The sequence below is a fragment of the Streptomyces sp. NPDC001220 genome, from assembly GCF_053597895.1.
The window spans coordinates 179,277-193,064 of record NZ_JBSFJE010000012.1 but is presented as its reverse complement, the minus strand read 5'-3'; the positions used below and the strand labels follow the sequence as shown (position 1 = coordinate 193,064).

At 72.2% G+C, this 13,788-nt stretch carries 13 protein-coding genes; 9 read left to right on the top strand and 4 right to left on the bottom strand.

What is annotated here, in order from left to right; genetic code table 11:
* Window positions 1-114: 114 nt before the first annotated feature.
* The gene (locus tag ACWDGI_RS27925) at window positions 115-975 is read left to right on the top strand and encodes a helix-turn-helix domain-containing protein (RefSeq protein WP_450763506.1); all 861 of its coding nucleotides are present in this window, start codon (window positions 115-117) and stop codon (window positions 973-975) included.
* A gap of 9 nt (window positions 976-984) precedes the next feature.
* Window positions 985-1,212, top strand: a complete 228-nt coding sequence (locus ACWDGI_RS27920; protein WP_362561995.1) for a DUF397 domain-containing protein — start codon at window positions 985-987, stop codon at window positions 1,210-1,212.
* Window positions 1,213-1,271: 59 nt separating this feature from the next.
* Here the strand turns inward: ACWDGI_RS27920 and ACWDGI_RS27915 are convergent, their stop codons facing one another.
* Window positions 1,272-2,399, bottom strand: coding sequence for an 8-amino-7-oxononanoate synthase (locus ACWDGI_RS27915; RefSeq protein WP_450763504.1), 1,128 nt, complete (start codon window positions 2,397-2,399; stop codon window positions 1,272-1,274).
* Between the two features lie 147 nt (window positions 2,400-2,546).
* Here ACWDGI_RS27915 and bioB point away from each other — a divergent pair, with 147 nt between their 5' ends.
* From bioB to bioD, 3 genes are read left to right on the top strand one after another with little or no spacing between them, the layout of a single operon-like run.
* A complete protein-coding gene (gene bioB / locus ACWDGI_RS27910; protein WP_450763502.1) occupies window positions 2,547-3,752 on the top strand; it encodes a biotin synthase BioB in 1,206 nt (401 codons plus the stop codon).
* The gene (locus ACWDGI_RS27905) at window positions 3,745-5,025 is read left to right on the top strand and encodes an adenosylmethionine--8-amino-7-oxononanoate transaminase (RefSeq protein WP_450763500.1); all 1,281 of its coding nucleotides are present in this window, start codon (window positions 3,745-3,747) and stop codon (window positions 5,023-5,025) included. Before bioB ends, ACWDGI_RS27905 begins: the two co-directional genes overlap by 8 nt.
* A gap of 2 nt (window positions 5,026-5,027) precedes the next feature.
* Window positions 5,028-5,744 (top strand): dethiobiotin synthase, encoded by a 717-nt coding sequence (gene bioD / locus ACWDGI_RS27900; RefSeq protein WP_450763499.1) that lies wholly within the window; start codon window positions 5,028-5,030, stop codon window positions 5,742-5,744.
* A gap of 96 nt (window positions 5,745-5,840) precedes the next feature.
* On the opposite strand, the gene ACWDGI_RS27895 is transcribed toward bioD, so the two are convergent.
* Window positions 5,841-8,021 carry a LuxR C-terminal-related transcriptional regulator gene (locus ACWDGI_RS27895; protein ID WP_450763497.1) on the bottom strand — a complete coding sequence of 727 codons (2,181 nt, stop codon included), beginning with the start codon at window positions 8,019-8,021 and terminating at the stop codon, window positions 5,841-5,843.
* Window positions 8,022-8,137: 116 nt separating this feature from the next.
* Here ACWDGI_RS27895 and ACWDGI_RS27890 point away from each other — a divergent pair, with 116 nt between their 5' ends.
* Window positions 8,138-8,824, top strand: coding sequence for an esterase/lipase family protein (locus ACWDGI_RS27890; RefSeq protein ID WP_450763495.1), 687 nt, complete (start codon window positions 8,138-8,140; stop codon window positions 8,822-8,824).
* Between the two features lie 75 nt (window positions 8,825-8,899).
* On the top strand, window positions 8,900-9,583 hold the full coding sequence (locus ACWDGI_RS27885) for a class I SAM-dependent methyltransferase (protein WP_450763493.1): 684 nt from the start codon (window positions 8,900-8,902) through the stop codon (window positions 9,581-9,583).
* Between the two features lie 12 nt (window positions 9,584-9,595).
* On the opposite strand, the gene ACWDGI_RS27880 is transcribed toward ACWDGI_RS27885, so the two are convergent.
* Window positions 9,596-9,970 carry a fic family toxin-antitoxin system, toxin component gene (locus ACWDGI_RS27880; RefSeq protein WP_450763491.1) on the bottom strand — a complete coding sequence of 125 codons (375 nt, stop codon included), beginning with the start codon at window positions 9,968-9,970 and terminating at the stop codon, window positions 9,596-9,598.
* A gap of 4 nt (window positions 9,971-9,974) precedes the next feature.
* Window positions 9,975-10,226 carry a toxin-antitoxin system HicB family antitoxin gene (locus ACWDGI_RS27875; protein ID WP_351698264.1) on the bottom strand — a complete coding sequence of 84 codons (252 nt, stop codon included), beginning with the start codon at window positions 10,224-10,226 and terminating at the stop codon, window positions 9,975-9,977.
* 129 nt (window positions 10,227-10,355) lie between these two features.
* On the opposite strand from ACWDGI_RS27875, the gene ACWDGI_RS27870 reads away from it, so the two are divergent.
* On the top strand, window positions 10,356-11,198 hold the full coding sequence (locus ACWDGI_RS27870) for an ABC transporter ATP-binding protein (protein ID WP_450763489.1): 843 nt from the start codon (window positions 10,356-10,358) through the stop codon (window positions 11,196-11,198).
* 4 nt (window positions 11,199-11,202) lie between these two features.
* Window positions 11,203-13,770 (top strand): ABC transporter permease, encoded by a 2,568-nt coding sequence (locus tag ACWDGI_RS27865; RefSeq protein WP_450763487.1) that lies wholly within the window; start codon window positions 11,203-11,205, stop codon window positions 13,768-13,770.
* Window positions 13,771-13,788 lie beyond the last annotated feature (18 nt).

The window sequence follows — 13,788 nt, the reverse complement described above, 5'->3', positions numbered from 1 at the left end:
CAGGGCGGCCAGGGGAGCGATCCACCAAGATATGCATATATCTGTCGCTCGATGCGGTGAACTCTGCTACCCCAGAGCGTATTTGGGCGGCTCGGAAGGAGTAAGGAGTAGCCCATGCAGAACGGTCCCGCGGTGCGCCGCCGGAAACTGGGCGCCGAACTGCGCACACTGCGCACCGGCGCCGGCCTCACGAGCGGTGAAGCCGCCCGTCTGGTGGGCTGGCATCAGTCGAAAGTGAGCCGGATCGAGACCGGCGCCAGCGGTGTGAAACCGGCCGATGTGCGGTTACTTCTCGACGCCTACGGCGTGGTCCAGGGGCAACTGCGCGAGTTGCTGCTGGTGTTGGCGGGGTCGGAGGACACGGCCGGGCGGCACCACTGGTGGCACGCCTATCGTGGGGTGCTGCCGCCCACCTACCGGGACTTCATCAGCCTGGAGTCGCAGGCCAGTGCGATGCGCACGCTGGAGACCTCGGTCGTACCGGGGCTGCTGCAGACCCCGGAGTACGCGCGTGCCGTGACCCGGGTGGCCGCCGACGGGCTCGACGACGAGGCGCTGGACGCCCTCGTGCAGGTACGTCTGGCCAGGCAGGACGTGCTGCGCAACCGTCCGCCGCTGGAGCTGAGCGCGGTGCTGGACGAGGCGGTGCTGCGCCGGGAGGTCGGCGGCCCGGGCGTGATGGCCAGACAGCTGGAGCGGCTGGTGGAGTCGGCGCGGCTGCCCCAGGTACGGCTCCAGGTGCTGCCGTTCTCGGCCGGGGCGCATATCGGCATCACCGGGCCTTTCGTAATCTTCTCATTTCCGAGCACTTCTGATCTGGACGTGGTTGTTCTCGACCAGTTGACGAGTAGCCTCTACCTCGAACGGAAAGAAGACCTCCAGGCCTACACGGAGGCCTTCAACACCCTTCAGATCCACGCCCTTTCGCCCGAGGACTCGTTGGATTACATCGCCGGGATAGGTGACGGCGCGTAAGGAGGCACCATGACTGCACTGCCTCGGAACGTTCCTTCAAGTGCTGATCTGCACGGACTGCGGTGGCTGCGCAGCAGCTACAGCACCGGAGCGAACAACTGTGTGGAGACGGCACGGCCGCGCTCCGGTCGGCTGACCGGACTGCTCGCCGTGCGCGACTCCAAGGATCCGGCCGGACCCGCGCTGCTCTTCTCCCCCGGGAGCTGGGCGGGTTTCGTGTCGGCGCTCACCGGCTGATCAGCCCGTAACCGACTCCGTATCCGCATTCGGTCAGGACCCGGCCCTGTCACGCCGACTCATGGTCGTGTCCCACCGATCACCTGTACAGCGCGTTCGATCTCGGCCCCGGAGAGGTCCGCACGGGCGGTGAGCCTGAGCCGTGAGATGCCGTCCGGCACGGACGGCGGACGGAAACAGCCCACGGCCAGGCCTGCCGTACGGCAGTCGGCCGCCCACCGCACGGCCCCCTCCGGGGACGGGGCCCGCACGGAGACCACCGCGGCGTCCGGACGCACCGCTTCCAGACCCGCGGCGGTCAGCCGTGCGTGCAGTTCCGCGGCGACCTCCCGGGCCCGCTCCGCGCGTTCGGGCTCACGGCGCAGCAGCCGTAGCGCCGCCAGGGCCGCCCCCGCCGCGGCGGGGGCCAGGCCGGTGTCGAAGATGAAGGTCCGGGCCGCGTTCACCAGATGGTCGATGACCCGGGCCGGGCCGAGCACGGCCCCGCCCTGGCTGCCCAGCGACTTGGACAGGGTCGCCGTGACCACCACGTCGTCGGCGCCGGAGAGCCCGGCCGCGTAGGGCGCGCCCCGCCCGCCGTCCCCGAGCACCCCGAGCCCGTGGGCGTCGTCCACGAGCAGCCCGGCGCCGCGCTCCCGGCAGGCCCCGGCCAGGGCGGCCAGCGGTGCCGCGTCGCCGTCCACCGAGAACACCGTGTCGGAGACGACGACCGCGGGCCCCTCATGGGTACCGAGCGCCTTGCGTACGGCGTCCGGGTCGGCATGTCCGACGACCTGCGTGGTGCCCCGGGCCAGCCGGCAGCCGTCGATCAGCGAGGCGTGGTTGAGGGCGTCGGAGACGATCAGGGAGCCGTGCGGGCCGAGGGTGGTGACGGCGGCGAGGTTGGCGGCGTAGCCGGAGGAGAAGACCAGGGCCGCCTCGAACCCGCAGAATTCGGCCAGCTCGCGCTCCAGCTCGGTGTGGAGCTCGGTGGTGCCGGTGACCAGTCGGGAGCCGGTGGAGCCGCCGCCCCAGGTCCGGGCCGCCCCGGCCGCGCCCTCGGCCACCTCCGGGTGGTGGGCGAGGCCCAGGTAGTCGTTGCTCGCCAGGTCCAGCAGCGGGGAGTCGGCGGCGCGGGGGCGCAGGGTCCGTACCAGTCCGGCGCGGCGGCGGAGTTCCGCCTGTTCGTCGATCCAGCCGAACGCCATGGCTCCTCCGGTGAATTTGTAGGCAGTGAACAGACCCTAGCGGGACCACCAGCCACCCACTGTGTGGCAATACCCACACGTCGAACTGACAGGGTTGTGCAAACTCTCCTTGGCCCGGAGCAGCCTCGTAGTAGAGGATCGGCTCTCATGGACCTGCTGAACACGCTGGTGGACAAGGGGCTTCGGCGCGAGCTGCCGACCCGCGAGGAAGCGCTCGCCGTACTGGCGACCTCCGACGACGACGTGCTCGATGTGGTGGCCGCGGCCGGCAAGGTGCGCCGGCACTGGTTCGGGCGGCGCGTGAAACTCAACTACCTGGTCAACCTCAAGTCGGGCCTGTGTCCTGAGGACTGCTCCTACTGCTCGCAGCGCCTCGGCTCCTCGACGGGGATCCTCAAGTACAGCTGGCTGAAACCCGACGAGGCCTCGAAGGCGGCCGCGGCCGGTCTGGCCGGGGGTGCCAAGCGGGTCTGCCTGGTGGCGAGCGGGCGCGGCCCGACCGACCGGGACGTCGACCGGGTGGCCGGCACCATCAAGGCGATCAAGGAGCAGAACGAGGGCGTCGAGGTGTGCGCCTGCCTCGGTCTGCTCTCCGACGGCCAGGCCGAGCGGCTGCGCGAGGCGGGCGCGGACGCCTACAACCACAACCTCAACACGTCCGAGGGGACGTACGGGGACATCACGACCACGCACACGTACGCCGATCGGGTGGACACCGTCAACAAGGCGCACGCGGCCGGCCTGTCCGCCTGCTCCGGTCTGATCGCCGGTATGGGTGAGACCGACGAGGACCTGGTCGACGTGGTCTTCTCGCTGCGCGAGCTGGACCCGGACTCGGTGCCGGTCAACTTCCTGATCCCGGTCGAGGGCACCCCGCTGGCCAAGGAGTGGAACCTCACCCCGCAGCGCTGTCTGCGGATCCTGGCCATGGTGCGGTTCGTCTGCCCGGACGTCGAGGTCCGTATCGCGGGCGGCCGCGAGGTCCATCTGCGCACCATGCAGCCGCTCGCGCTGCACCTCGCCAACTCGATCTTCCTCGGCGACTACCTCACCACCGAGGGCCAGGCCGGCCAGGCCGACCTGGAGATGATCGCGGACGCCGGGTTCGTGGTCGAGGGCGCCGGCGAGGTGACCCTGCCGCAGCACCGGGCGGAGGTCGCGGCCGGCGGCTGCGGGTCGCATGCCGAGGCCGGGTGCGGGTCGCATGCCGAGGCCGGGTGCGGTTCGGGCTGTGGCGGACACGACGGCGCCGACCTCTGCGGTACGGCCGCCGCCCAGACGGGCGAGCCGCGCACCGACCTGGTCGCCGTCCGCCGCCGGGGCGCCGGAACGGATCTCGCGCCCAATGCCTGACCTGGGCGTCCCCGAGCTGCTGGAGCTGGACCGGCGGCACGTCTGGCATCCGTACGGACCGATGCCGGGCCGGGCCGAACCGCTCGTCGTGGAGTCGGCGAGCGGGGTCCGGCTGCGGCTCGCGGACGGCTCGGGCGAACTGATCGACGGGATGTCGTCCTGGTGGTCGGCGATCCACGGCTACAACCACCCGGTGCTCAACGAGGCCGCGCGCGACCAGCTCGGCCGGATGAGCCATGTGATGTTCGGCGGACTCACCCACGAGCCCGCGGTGCGCCTGGCGAAGCTCCTTGTCGACATGTCGCCGGCCGGTCTCGAGCATGTCTTCCTCGCCGACTCCGGCTCGGTCTCGGTCGAGGTCGCGGTCAAGATGTGCCTGCAGTACTGGCGTTCCCTCGGCCGCCCCGCGAAACAGCGCCTGCTGACCTGGCGGGGCGGCTATCACGGGGACACCTGGCAGCCGATGTCGGTGTGCGACCCCGAGGGCGGGATGCACGAGCTGTGGTCCGGGGTGCTGCCCCGCCAGGTCTTCGCGGACGCGCCGCCGGCCGAGTACGAGGAGTCGTACGCCGACCGGCTGCGGTCGCTGATCGAGCGGCACGCGCACGAACTGGCCGCGGTGATCGTGGAGCCGGTGGTGCAGGGCGCGGGCGGGATGCGGTTCCACTCCCCCGGCTATCTGCGGGTGCTGCGCGAGGCCTGCGACGCGCACGACGTGCTGCTGGTGTTCGACGAGATCGCGACCGGCTTCGGCCGCACGGGTGCGCTGTTCGCGGCGGACCACGCGGCCGTCACGCCCGATGTGATGTGCGTGGGCAAGGCGCTGACCGGCGGCTATCTGACGATGGCGGCGACCCTGTGCACGCCCCGGGTGGCCGAGGGCATCTCGCGGGGCGACGTGCCGGTGCTGGCCCACGGACCGACGTTCATGGGCAACCCGCTGGCCGCCGCCGTGGCCTGTGCCTCGCTCGGGCTGCTGCTGGGCCAGGACTGGCGGGCGGAGGTCAAGCGGATCGAGACGGGACTGCGGGACGGCCTGGCGCCGGCCCGGGAGATCCCCGGCGTACGGGACGTCCGGGTGCTCGGCGCCATCGGGGTCGTACAGCTCGACCACGAGGTGGACATGAAGGCGGCCACCGCGGCCGCCGTACGCGAGGGTGTGTGGCTGCGGCCGTTCCGCGACCTGGTCTACACGATGCCCCCGTACGTCACGGGCGACGCGGACGTGGCACGGATCGCGCGCGCGGTGTGTGCCGCCGCGCGGAAGGGATGAACATGCCGATCCTGATCATCACGGGGACGGGCACCGAGGTCGGCAAGACGGTCACCACGGCCGCGGTCGCCGCCGCGGCACTCACGGCGGGCCGCTCGGTGGCGGTCCTCAAGGCCGCGCAGACCGGGGTACGGCCGGACGAGCGCGGGGACGCCGACGAGGTCGCGCGGCTCGCCGGCCCGGTGACGACGGCCGAACTCGCCCGTTTCCCCGAGCCGCTGGCGCCCGGCACGGCGGCCCGGCGGGCCGGGATGGCCCCCGTGCGTCCGCACGAGGTGGCGGAGGCCGCCGCCAAGCTGGCCACCGAGCACGAACTGGTGCTGGTCGAGGGCGCGGGCGGGTTGCTCGTACGGTTCGACGCGGCCGGCGGCACACTGGCGGACGCGGCCCGGCTGCTGAACGCCCCGGTGCTGGTGGTGGCGTCGGCCGGACTCGGCACCCTCAACACCACCGAGCTGACCGCCCGTGAACTGCGGGCCCGCGAGCTGGAGTTGCTGGGTGTGGTGATCGGCAGCTGGCCAGGGTCCCCGGATCTGGCGTCACGTTGCAATGTGGCCGATCTTCCGGAGGTGGCCGGGGCACCGCTGCTCGGCGCACTGCCCGCCGGGGCCGGAGCGCTGGCGCCCGCCGACTTCCGTGCGGCGGCGCCGGGTTGGCTGTCGGCGCGGCTGGACGGCGGCTGGGACGCGGAGGCGTTCCGGGTGCGGGAAGCGCCTTAGTACCGGGGCAGGCCACGTCGGTCGGGTGGAACGCCCCTTGAGGGGCGCGGGGAACTGCGCGACCAGCCCCCACGCAGGCGCACCCGACCGACGGACCTAGGGCGACTCGCCGAGCAGCCGTACCAGTTCGATCCGGGATCGGATCCCCAACCGGCTGAAGACCCCCCGCAGGTGGTGGTCGATGGTGCGTGGGCTGAGATTGAGGCGGTCGGCTATCTCGCGGTTGGTGGCGCCCTCGGCGGCCATCCGGGCGACCATGTGCTGCTGGGCGGTGAGGACGGCGGCCGGGTCGGGCGCGCCGGTGGTGGCAGGTGTCAACGCCGTGCCCAGTGCGCGTAGTTCGGCACGGGCCTGGGCGGCGCAGTGCGGGGCGCCGAAGGACTCGAAGGCGGCCAGCGCGCTGTGCAGCCGGTCGCGGGCCTCGGGGCGCTGCCGCAGCCGGCGCAGGGCCCCGGCGAAGAGCAGCTCGGTACGGGCGCGTTCGAAGTCCCGGGTGCCCCGGGCGTGCAGGTCGAGGGCGGCACGGTAGTGCTGGACGGCCTCGGCGCCGGGGGCGAGCAGGGCCCGGCAGCGGGCGCTGAGCGCGAGGTCGTCGGTGCTGCGGACGGCGGTGGCCCAGCGGTGGTAGTCGGCGTACGCGGCACGGGCGACCCGGGTGTCCCCCGTGCGCACGGCGGCCTCGACGTAGTGCGGGGTGGCCAGGTGCCGGATGGCCCGGTGGCCGTGTCCTGGGCCGAACCCGGCGAGGGCGCGCAGCCGGGCGGCCGCGGCGGGGAAGCGGCCCCCCGCCAGGTCGAGGAAGGCGAGCGCCCACTGGGCGAGGGCGGCGGGCAGGCCGAGCCCGTGCGCCAGGGCGTGCGCGCGGGCGGCGGCGGCGCGCTCGCGACAGGCCTCCTCGTCGCCCCGGACCGCGGCGAACATGGCGAGCGCGGCCTGGAGGTGACAGGCCCCGTTGTCCTGCCCGGTGGCGTGGGCCTGGTCCAGGGCCTCCTGGACGGCGGCCTCGGCGGCCCGGGTACGGCCGGTCCAGAAGTCGGCGTAGGCCCGGAACTCCATGGCCTGAGCGGCCGTCGCCGGGGTGCCGAGGGCGCGGGCCGACGCGGCGGCACGGAGGGTGGCGGTGGCGGCGCGGGTGTGGTCGCCGAGCATCAGCGCCGCCATGCCGGAGTGGATCAGCAGACCGGGGTCGCCGCCGGGCCCGCAGCGGCCGGCGGTGCCCTTGAGGAGGATCCGGGCGTCGTCGTAGCGGCCCTCGACGGCGACGGCGAGTCCGGCGAGGATGCCGGGCGGGGAGACGCCCAGCCACCGGGCGATGTCACGGGCCTCGCGGCAGCGTCCGAGGTCGCCGGTGTAGACGGCGGCCTCGGTGGCGAGGGCGAGGAGCTCGGCGGAGTCGACGGAACGTTCCTGCCGGACGGCGGCGGTGAGCAGGGCGTCGAAGGCCTCCGCGGCGTTGCCGGCTCTGAGGGCGAGGACGCCGTCGAGGGCGGAGTCGTCGGTACGGGCGGCGAGCCGTCTCGCCCGGTCGGGCTCTCCGGAGCGCCAGGCGTCGGCGGCGGCCAGGGCGAGCAGCCGGGCCTCCGCGACCGGGTCCGGGCAGAGGTCGGCGGCGCGTTCGGCGAGGGCGCGGGCGAGCGCGGGTCTGCCCTCGGCGCGGGCGCGGCCGGCGGCGACCCGGAGTTCCGACGCGAGCCGGGCGCTGGGTCCGAGCGCGGCGGCGCCGCGGTGCCAGGAGCGGCGGGCGGTCTCGTCCTTGCCGCCCAGCACCCGGGCGAGCAGTTGGTGGGCTTCGCGCCGGTCGGCCGGGGAGGCGGTCCCGTAGGCGGCGATCCGGGTCCAGGCGTCCCGGAAGAACACCCCGCCGGCACCGGCGTGGGCGACCCCGGCGGTCTCGGCGGCGTCCAGCGGACGGGTGTCGAGCCGGCCGGCCGTGACCGCGCGCAGGAACGCGTGGGTGGCGACCGGGTACTGGTCGGCCGCGGCCAGGAGCAGCAGCCGACGGGTGTCGTCGGGCAGGGCACGGATCTCCCGGCGCAGGGCATGGAGCAGCCGTGGGGCGAGTTCGGCCGGTTCGGCCGGCAGCGGGTCGAGTCCCGCCGTCTGCCGTGCGGTGAGGCGCGGCACGAGTTCGGCCACGGCGCGCTGGTCTTCGTATACGACGCGTCGCACCCGGGCGCGTACGCCCTCGGGGAGCGCCGAAGCCGGGCATGGCACCGCTTCGGGCGTCTGCGGTGGCGAAGTGCGGTCAAGAGGTGGGGGATTCACCGGTATCACCACACGAAAGACGTTACTGGCGAGTTAGTTGACTCGTAAAGACTGGCGACTTCACCGATGCGGCGCGCGTAGACCCGTCCCGACACTCCTGAACAACCCCACCCGTTTCAGGAGGCATCATGGGACGCGCCAAGCGTCGCATCGCAACCGCTCTGACGGCGATAGCCGGTTCGCTCCTTCTGTCACTCCCCCTGGCCGCCACTCCCGCGCAGGCGGCCGGCCACGACCCGGTCGTCTTCGTGCACGGTCTCAGCAGCGACTCCAGCAGCTGGGACAGCTGGATCGCGGATTTCAAGGCCGACGGGTACACCTCGTCACAGCTGTGGGCCTGGTCGTACGACTGGACGAAGTCGAACGTCACCACCGCGTCGCAGCTGTCGAGCTACATCCAGACCGTGCTCTCGCAGACCGGCGCCTCGAAGGTGGACCTGGTGGTCCACTCCATGGGCGCGCTGAACAGCCGCTACTACCTCAAGAACCTCGGCGGGACCGCGTACGTGGACGACTTCGTGTCGGTCGCCGGGGTGAACCACGGGACGAGCGTCGCCTCGCTGTGCGGATGGCTGTACACGTCCTGCAAGGAGATGACGACCGGCAGCTCCTTCCTGACCGCCCTGAACTCCGGTGACGAGACGCCCGGCAGCGTCTCGTACGCGGCGTACTGGTCGAACTGCGACGCGGCGATCGACCCGGACTCCTCGGCGCTGCTGAGCGGGGCGACCGACGTCGGTGTCGGCTGCATCTCGCACACCGACATGAACGACGACTACGGCGTGTACCAGCAGGTGCGGGACTTCATCGCCTGATTCGGCGGCGGGGGGTGCGACGGGCCTTCACGGGGGACAATCACCGTAGACCCGCTCCCGTCGGGAGGTATCGTCATGCGGCTGATGTCCACCGCTGCCGGGAAACCGGTGCGCGATCCCGTCCACCACCCGCTGTTCGCCCGCTACTACGCCCGCATCAGTGTGACCGCCGAGACCAGGCTCGGGATGGCCGCCGTCCGGGACCGGCTGCTCTCCGGACTGTCCGGGCGCGTGATCGAGATCGGCGCGGGCAACGGTCTCAACTTCGCGCGGTACCCCGGGGCGGTGGCGGAGGTCGTCGCGATCGAACCGGAGCGCACCCTGCGGCAGTTGGCGGCTCAGGCCGCGGTCCGCGCCGAGGTCCCGGTGGACGTGGTGCCGGGCGCGGCGGAGGCGCTGCCGGTGAAGAGCGAGGCGTACGACGCGGCGGTGCTCTCCCTGGTGCTGTGCAGTGTGCGGGATGTGCCACGGGCGCTCGCGGAGGTACGGCGGGTGCTGCGGCCGGGCGGTGAGCTGCGGTTCTTCGAGCACGGGCGGGGCGGCGGCCCGGCGATGCGGTTCACCCAGCGGTCACTGGACCGGACGGTGTGGCCACTGCTGAACGGCGGCTGCCGGCTGTCCCGGGACCCGATCGCCGAGTTGCGCGCGGCCGGGTTCGAACTCGGCCCGTACCGGCGGGTGTTCCTGCCGGAGAACGGCCTGCGGCTGCCGACCTCGTACTGTGTGCTGGGCGTCGCGCGCAAACCCCCGGAGTCCTGAGCGGCACCCGGTTCACAGGCTCCAGCGGCGCAGTTCCTCCGCGATGTCGGACACGCTCGCCTCTCCGGTCTTCACCAGCCGGGCCAGATCACGGACCTGTTCGGGCGAGGTGGCGACCTTGAGGCCGCTGGCGACCAGGTAGGCGTAGGCGACCGAGGACGCGAAGAGGGCGTTCGAGCGCTCGAGCGCCGGGACGTGGATGAGGAGTTGGAGCAGGGCGGCGGCTCGGGCCTGCGGGGTGTCGTAGACGGGGACGTCGAATATCTCGGCCTGGTGCCTGGCGACGGCGGCGATCAGCGCACCCCAGTCGGTGACCTGGGGGTCACCCGGGGTCTTCTGTTCGGCGAGCATGAGGAGCCAGGCGAGATCGATGGTCAGGTCGTTCAAGGGATCAGTGACGGCCTTCGGTCTTGTCAGACGTATCGGGACCCTGCGCCTCGCCGAATTCCTCCGCGAAGACGGACTCGTACTGCTTCATGAAGTCGGCTGCGGCCTCGACGAACGTACGGCCCGCTTCGCCTGTGTCCTGCATGACCAGTTCCTCTATGTAGCGGTTGACGCTCATGCCGCGCGCGAGGGCGCGCTCACGGGCCGCCTTGGCGGTGCCCTCGTCCACGCGCACGTTCAGCTGGGTCTTCGCCATACCTAGACGCTAGCGCGATGGCGCTAGCACCGGCAAGCGCGCATCGGAACCGAAAAGTGATACCGCCTGTGGGACGCGTCACACTACGCTCGACGCGGACAAAGAGGCCGCGCGAGCTAGGAGGCAGTCTTGGCCACACCTGCTGCGGAGGCGCCCGCCGCCGAGGGGACAGCAGCCCGGGCACGGGGGCTGACCAAGGCGTACGGCGCGGGTGAGACGGCCGTGCTCGCACTCGACTCGGTGGACGTGGACATCGCACGCGGCCGCTTCACCGCGGTCATGGGCCCGTCGGGCTCCGGCAAGTCCACGCTGATGCACTGCCTGGCGGGACTGGACACCGTGTCGGCCGGCCAGGTCTGGCTCGGCGGCACCGAGATAACGGGGCTGCGGGAGCGCGAGCTGACGCGGCTGCGCCGGGACCGGATCGGGTTCATGTTCCAGTCGTTCAACCTGATCCCGACGCTGAACGCGGTCGAGAACATCACCCTGCCCATGGACATAGCGGGCAGGAAGCCCGACGGGAAGTGGCTGGACCAGGTCATCGACACGCTGGGACTGCGGGACCGGCTCAAGCACCGGCCGGCCCAGCTGTCCGGCGGACAGCAGCAACGGGTGGCCTGCGCGCGGGCGCTGGCCTCCCGGCCGGAGCTGATCTTCGCCGACGAGCCGACCGGCAACCTGGACTCGCGGGCCGGTCTGGAGGTACTGGGCTTTCTGCGGGACGCGGTCGACCAGCTCGGTCAGACGGTCGTCATGGTGACCCACGACCCGGGCGCCGCCGCCCACTCCGACCTGGTCCTCTTCCTCGCGGACGGCCGGGTGGTGGACCGGATGGAAGGTCCGACGGCGAACGCCGTACTGGAACGCATGCGGCTTTTCCCCGGGGGCCCTGACACGAGCGGTTCCGCCGCGCGGCCCGAGACCCCCGGATCCGACGTGGGACGCGGGCCCGCGGGGCCCGAGGAGGACTGACCCGGTGCTCAAGGCGACCCTGCGGAGCTTCCTGGCCCACAAGGGACGGCTGCTGCTGTCCGCGCTGGCCATCGTCCTGTCCGTGGCGTTCGTCGCGGGCAGCCTGATCTTCTCCGACACCGTCACCCGTACCTTCGACCGGCTGTTCGCCTCCACCTCCGCCGACGTGACGGTGGAACCGAAGGAGGACCTCAAGTCGTCGGTGCCGACCGGCGCCGTGCAGACCGTGCCGGCCGCGTTGGAGGACCAGGTCGCCAAGGTCGACGGGGTCGCGGGCAGCCACGCGGACGTGTCCGTGCAGAACATCGTGGTGGTCGACAGCCACAACAAGTCGGTCGGCCCGACCACCGGCGCCCCGACCATCGCCACCGACTGGTACCTCACCCGTCGCAGCCCCGTGAAGCTCACCTCGGGGCACGCCCCGCAGGGCGCCGGCCAGGCGCTGCTCGACGCCGACACCGCCGACAAGAAGCACGTGCGCATCGGCGACACCCTGACCGTGCAGGCCCAGCCGGGCACCTTCGCGGTGGAGATCGTCGGCATCGCCACCTTCACCGCCACCAACCCCGGCGCGGCCCTGGTCTTCCTCGACCCTTCGGTGGCCGCGAAGGAACTGCTGGGCTCCGCCGACCGGGCGACCAGCATCTCGGTGGACGCGGCGCAGGGTGTCCCGGACGCCGAGCTGAAGCGCCGGGTCGGCGAGGCGATCGGCACCGGGACGTACGACCTGAAGACCGCCGACGAGCAGGCCAAGTCCTCGGCCGCGGACCTGGGCGGATTCCTCGACGTCATCAAGTACGTGATGCTCGGGTTCGCCGGCATCGCGACGCTCGTGGGCGTCTTCCTGATCGTCAACACCTTCTCCATGCTGATCGCCCAACGCACCCGCGAGCTGGGTCTGTTGCGCGCGCTGGGCGCCGACCGGCGTCAGGTTCGGCGGTCCGTGCTCACCGAGGCGGTGCTGCTCGGCCTGGTCGGCTCGACCCTGGGACTGGGGGCCGGCATCGGGCTGGCGCTCGGGCTGATCAAGCTGATGACCGCGTTCGGGATGAACCTCAAGACCACCGAGATGGTCATCGGCTGGGGCACCCCCGTCGCCGCCTACGTCGTGGGCGTCGGCGTCACCTTCGTCGCCGCCTACCTGCCCGCCCGGCGCGCCGCCACGGTGTCGCCGATGGCGGCGCTCGCGGACGCCGAGATCGCCGGGGTGGGCAAGCCGCTGAAGACGCGGGCGATCGTCGGCGCCGTCGTCGGGGCACTCGGGGCGGCGGCCCTCGCGGGCTGCGCGACGGCCACGAAGACCGCCTCGGCCGCCTCGCTGCTGGGCCTCGGAGTGGTGCTGACACTGCTCGCGACCGTCGTCGCGGGCCCGCTGCTGGTACGTCCGGTGATCCGGGTCCTCGGCGCGGCCTTCCCCGCCCTGTTCGGCTCGGTCGGCCGGATGAGCCAGCGCAACGCCCTGCGCAACCCGCGCCGCACCGGCGCCACCGCCGCCGCGCTCATGGTGGGGCTCGCCCTGGTCGGCGGGATGTCCGTGGCGAGCGCCTCCATGTCCAGGTCCTTCGACCAGCAGATCGACAAGACGCTGGGCGCCGACTTCGTCATCCAGAACGGCAACTTCCTGCCGTTCACCAAGGCGGTCACCGACAAGGTGCGCGGCACCGAGGGCGTCGGTCTCGTCGTACGGCAGCGGTTCGCGCCGGTGGCGGTACGGCTGCCGGACGGCAAGCGGGTCACCACGACCGCCGCCGGGTACGACCCGCAGGTCGACGAGGTCGCCCATGTCTCCTACAAGGGCGGCAACACCGCGGCCGCGCTGGCCGACGGCGGCATCGGCATGGACGCCACCTTCGCCGCGGACCACAAGGTGCGCCTCGGCAGCGTGCTCCCGGTCGAGTTCCAGGGCGGCAAGCGCGCCGAGATGAAGGTGGGCGCCCTCACCGACCAGGACAGCGGCAGTGGCTTCGGCACCCAGGGCGGGTTGTTCTTCGGCATCGCGACCGTGGAGAAGTACGTCCCCGGCGGCCAGGACTCGTCGTTGTACGTCAACCACGCCTCGGGCACCGGCGTGGACCGGCTCCGCGCGAACCTGGAGCGGACCCTGGCCCCGTATCCGCAGGTGCAGGTCCGCGACCAGGCCGACTACAAGAAGCTGGTCCACGACCAGATCGCCGTACTGCTCTACCTGGTGTACGCGCTGCTGGGCCTGGCGATCGTGATAGCCGTGCTCGGCGTCGTCAACACCCTTGCCCTGTCGGTCGTGGAGCGCACCCGCGAGATCGGGCTGCTGCGTGCGATCGGGCTGGGCCGGCGGCAGTTGCGCCGGATGATCCGGCTGGAGTCGGTGGTGATCGCGGTGTTCGGCGCGGTGCTGGGGCTCGCGCTCGGCCTGGTGTGGGGCGTGTGCACCCAGCAGGTGCTGGCCCTCCAGGGCATGAAGGCGCTGGCGATCCCCTGGGGCACGATCGTCGCGGTGGTGATCGGTTCGGCGGTCGTGGGTATCGTGGCGGCGCTGCTGCCGGCGTTGCGCGCGTCGCGCATGAACGTGCTGGCGGCCATCGCGCACGAGTGATGACATCGTGACGCCCAA

Bases quoted from the DNA above. Each gene is read 5' to 3' on its own strand.
- ACWDGI_RS27885 (WP_450763493.1), top strand. From the start codon at position 8,900: ATGCGGCTGATGTCCACCGCTGCCGGGAAACCGGTGCGCGATCCCGTC.
- ACWDGI_RS27905 (WP_450763500.1), top strand. From the start codon at position 3,745: ATGCCTGACCTGGGCGTCCCCGAGCTGCTGGAGCTGGACCGGCGGCAC.
- ACWDGI_RS27915 (WP_450763504.1), bottom strand. From the start codon at position 2,399: ATGGCGTTCGGCTGGATCGACGAACAGGCGGAACTCCGCCGCCGCGCC.
- ACWDGI_RS27920 (WP_362561995.1), top strand. From the start codon at position 985: ATGACTGCACTGCCTCGGAACGTTCCTTCAAGTGCTGATCTGCACGGA.
- ACWDGI_RS27925 (WP_450763506.1), top strand. From the start codon at position 115: ATGCAGAACGGTCCCGCGGTGCGCCGCCGGAAACTGGGCGCCGAACTG.
- ACWDGI_RS27890 (WP_450763495.1), top strand. From the start codon at position 8,138: ATGGGACGCGCCAAGCGTCGCATCGCAACCGCTCTGACGGCGATAGCC.
- ACWDGI_RS27875 (WP_351698264.1), bottom strand. From the start codon at position 10,226: ATGGCGAAGACCCAGCTGAACGTGCGCGTGGACGAGGGCACCGCCAAG.
- bioD (WP_450763499.1), top strand. From the start codon at position 5,028: ATGCCGATCCTGATCATCACGGGGACGGGCACCGAGGTCGGCAAGACG.
- bioB (WP_450763502.1), top strand. From the start codon at position 2,547: ATGGACCTGCTGAACACGCTGGTGGACAAGGGGCTTCGGCGCGAGCTG.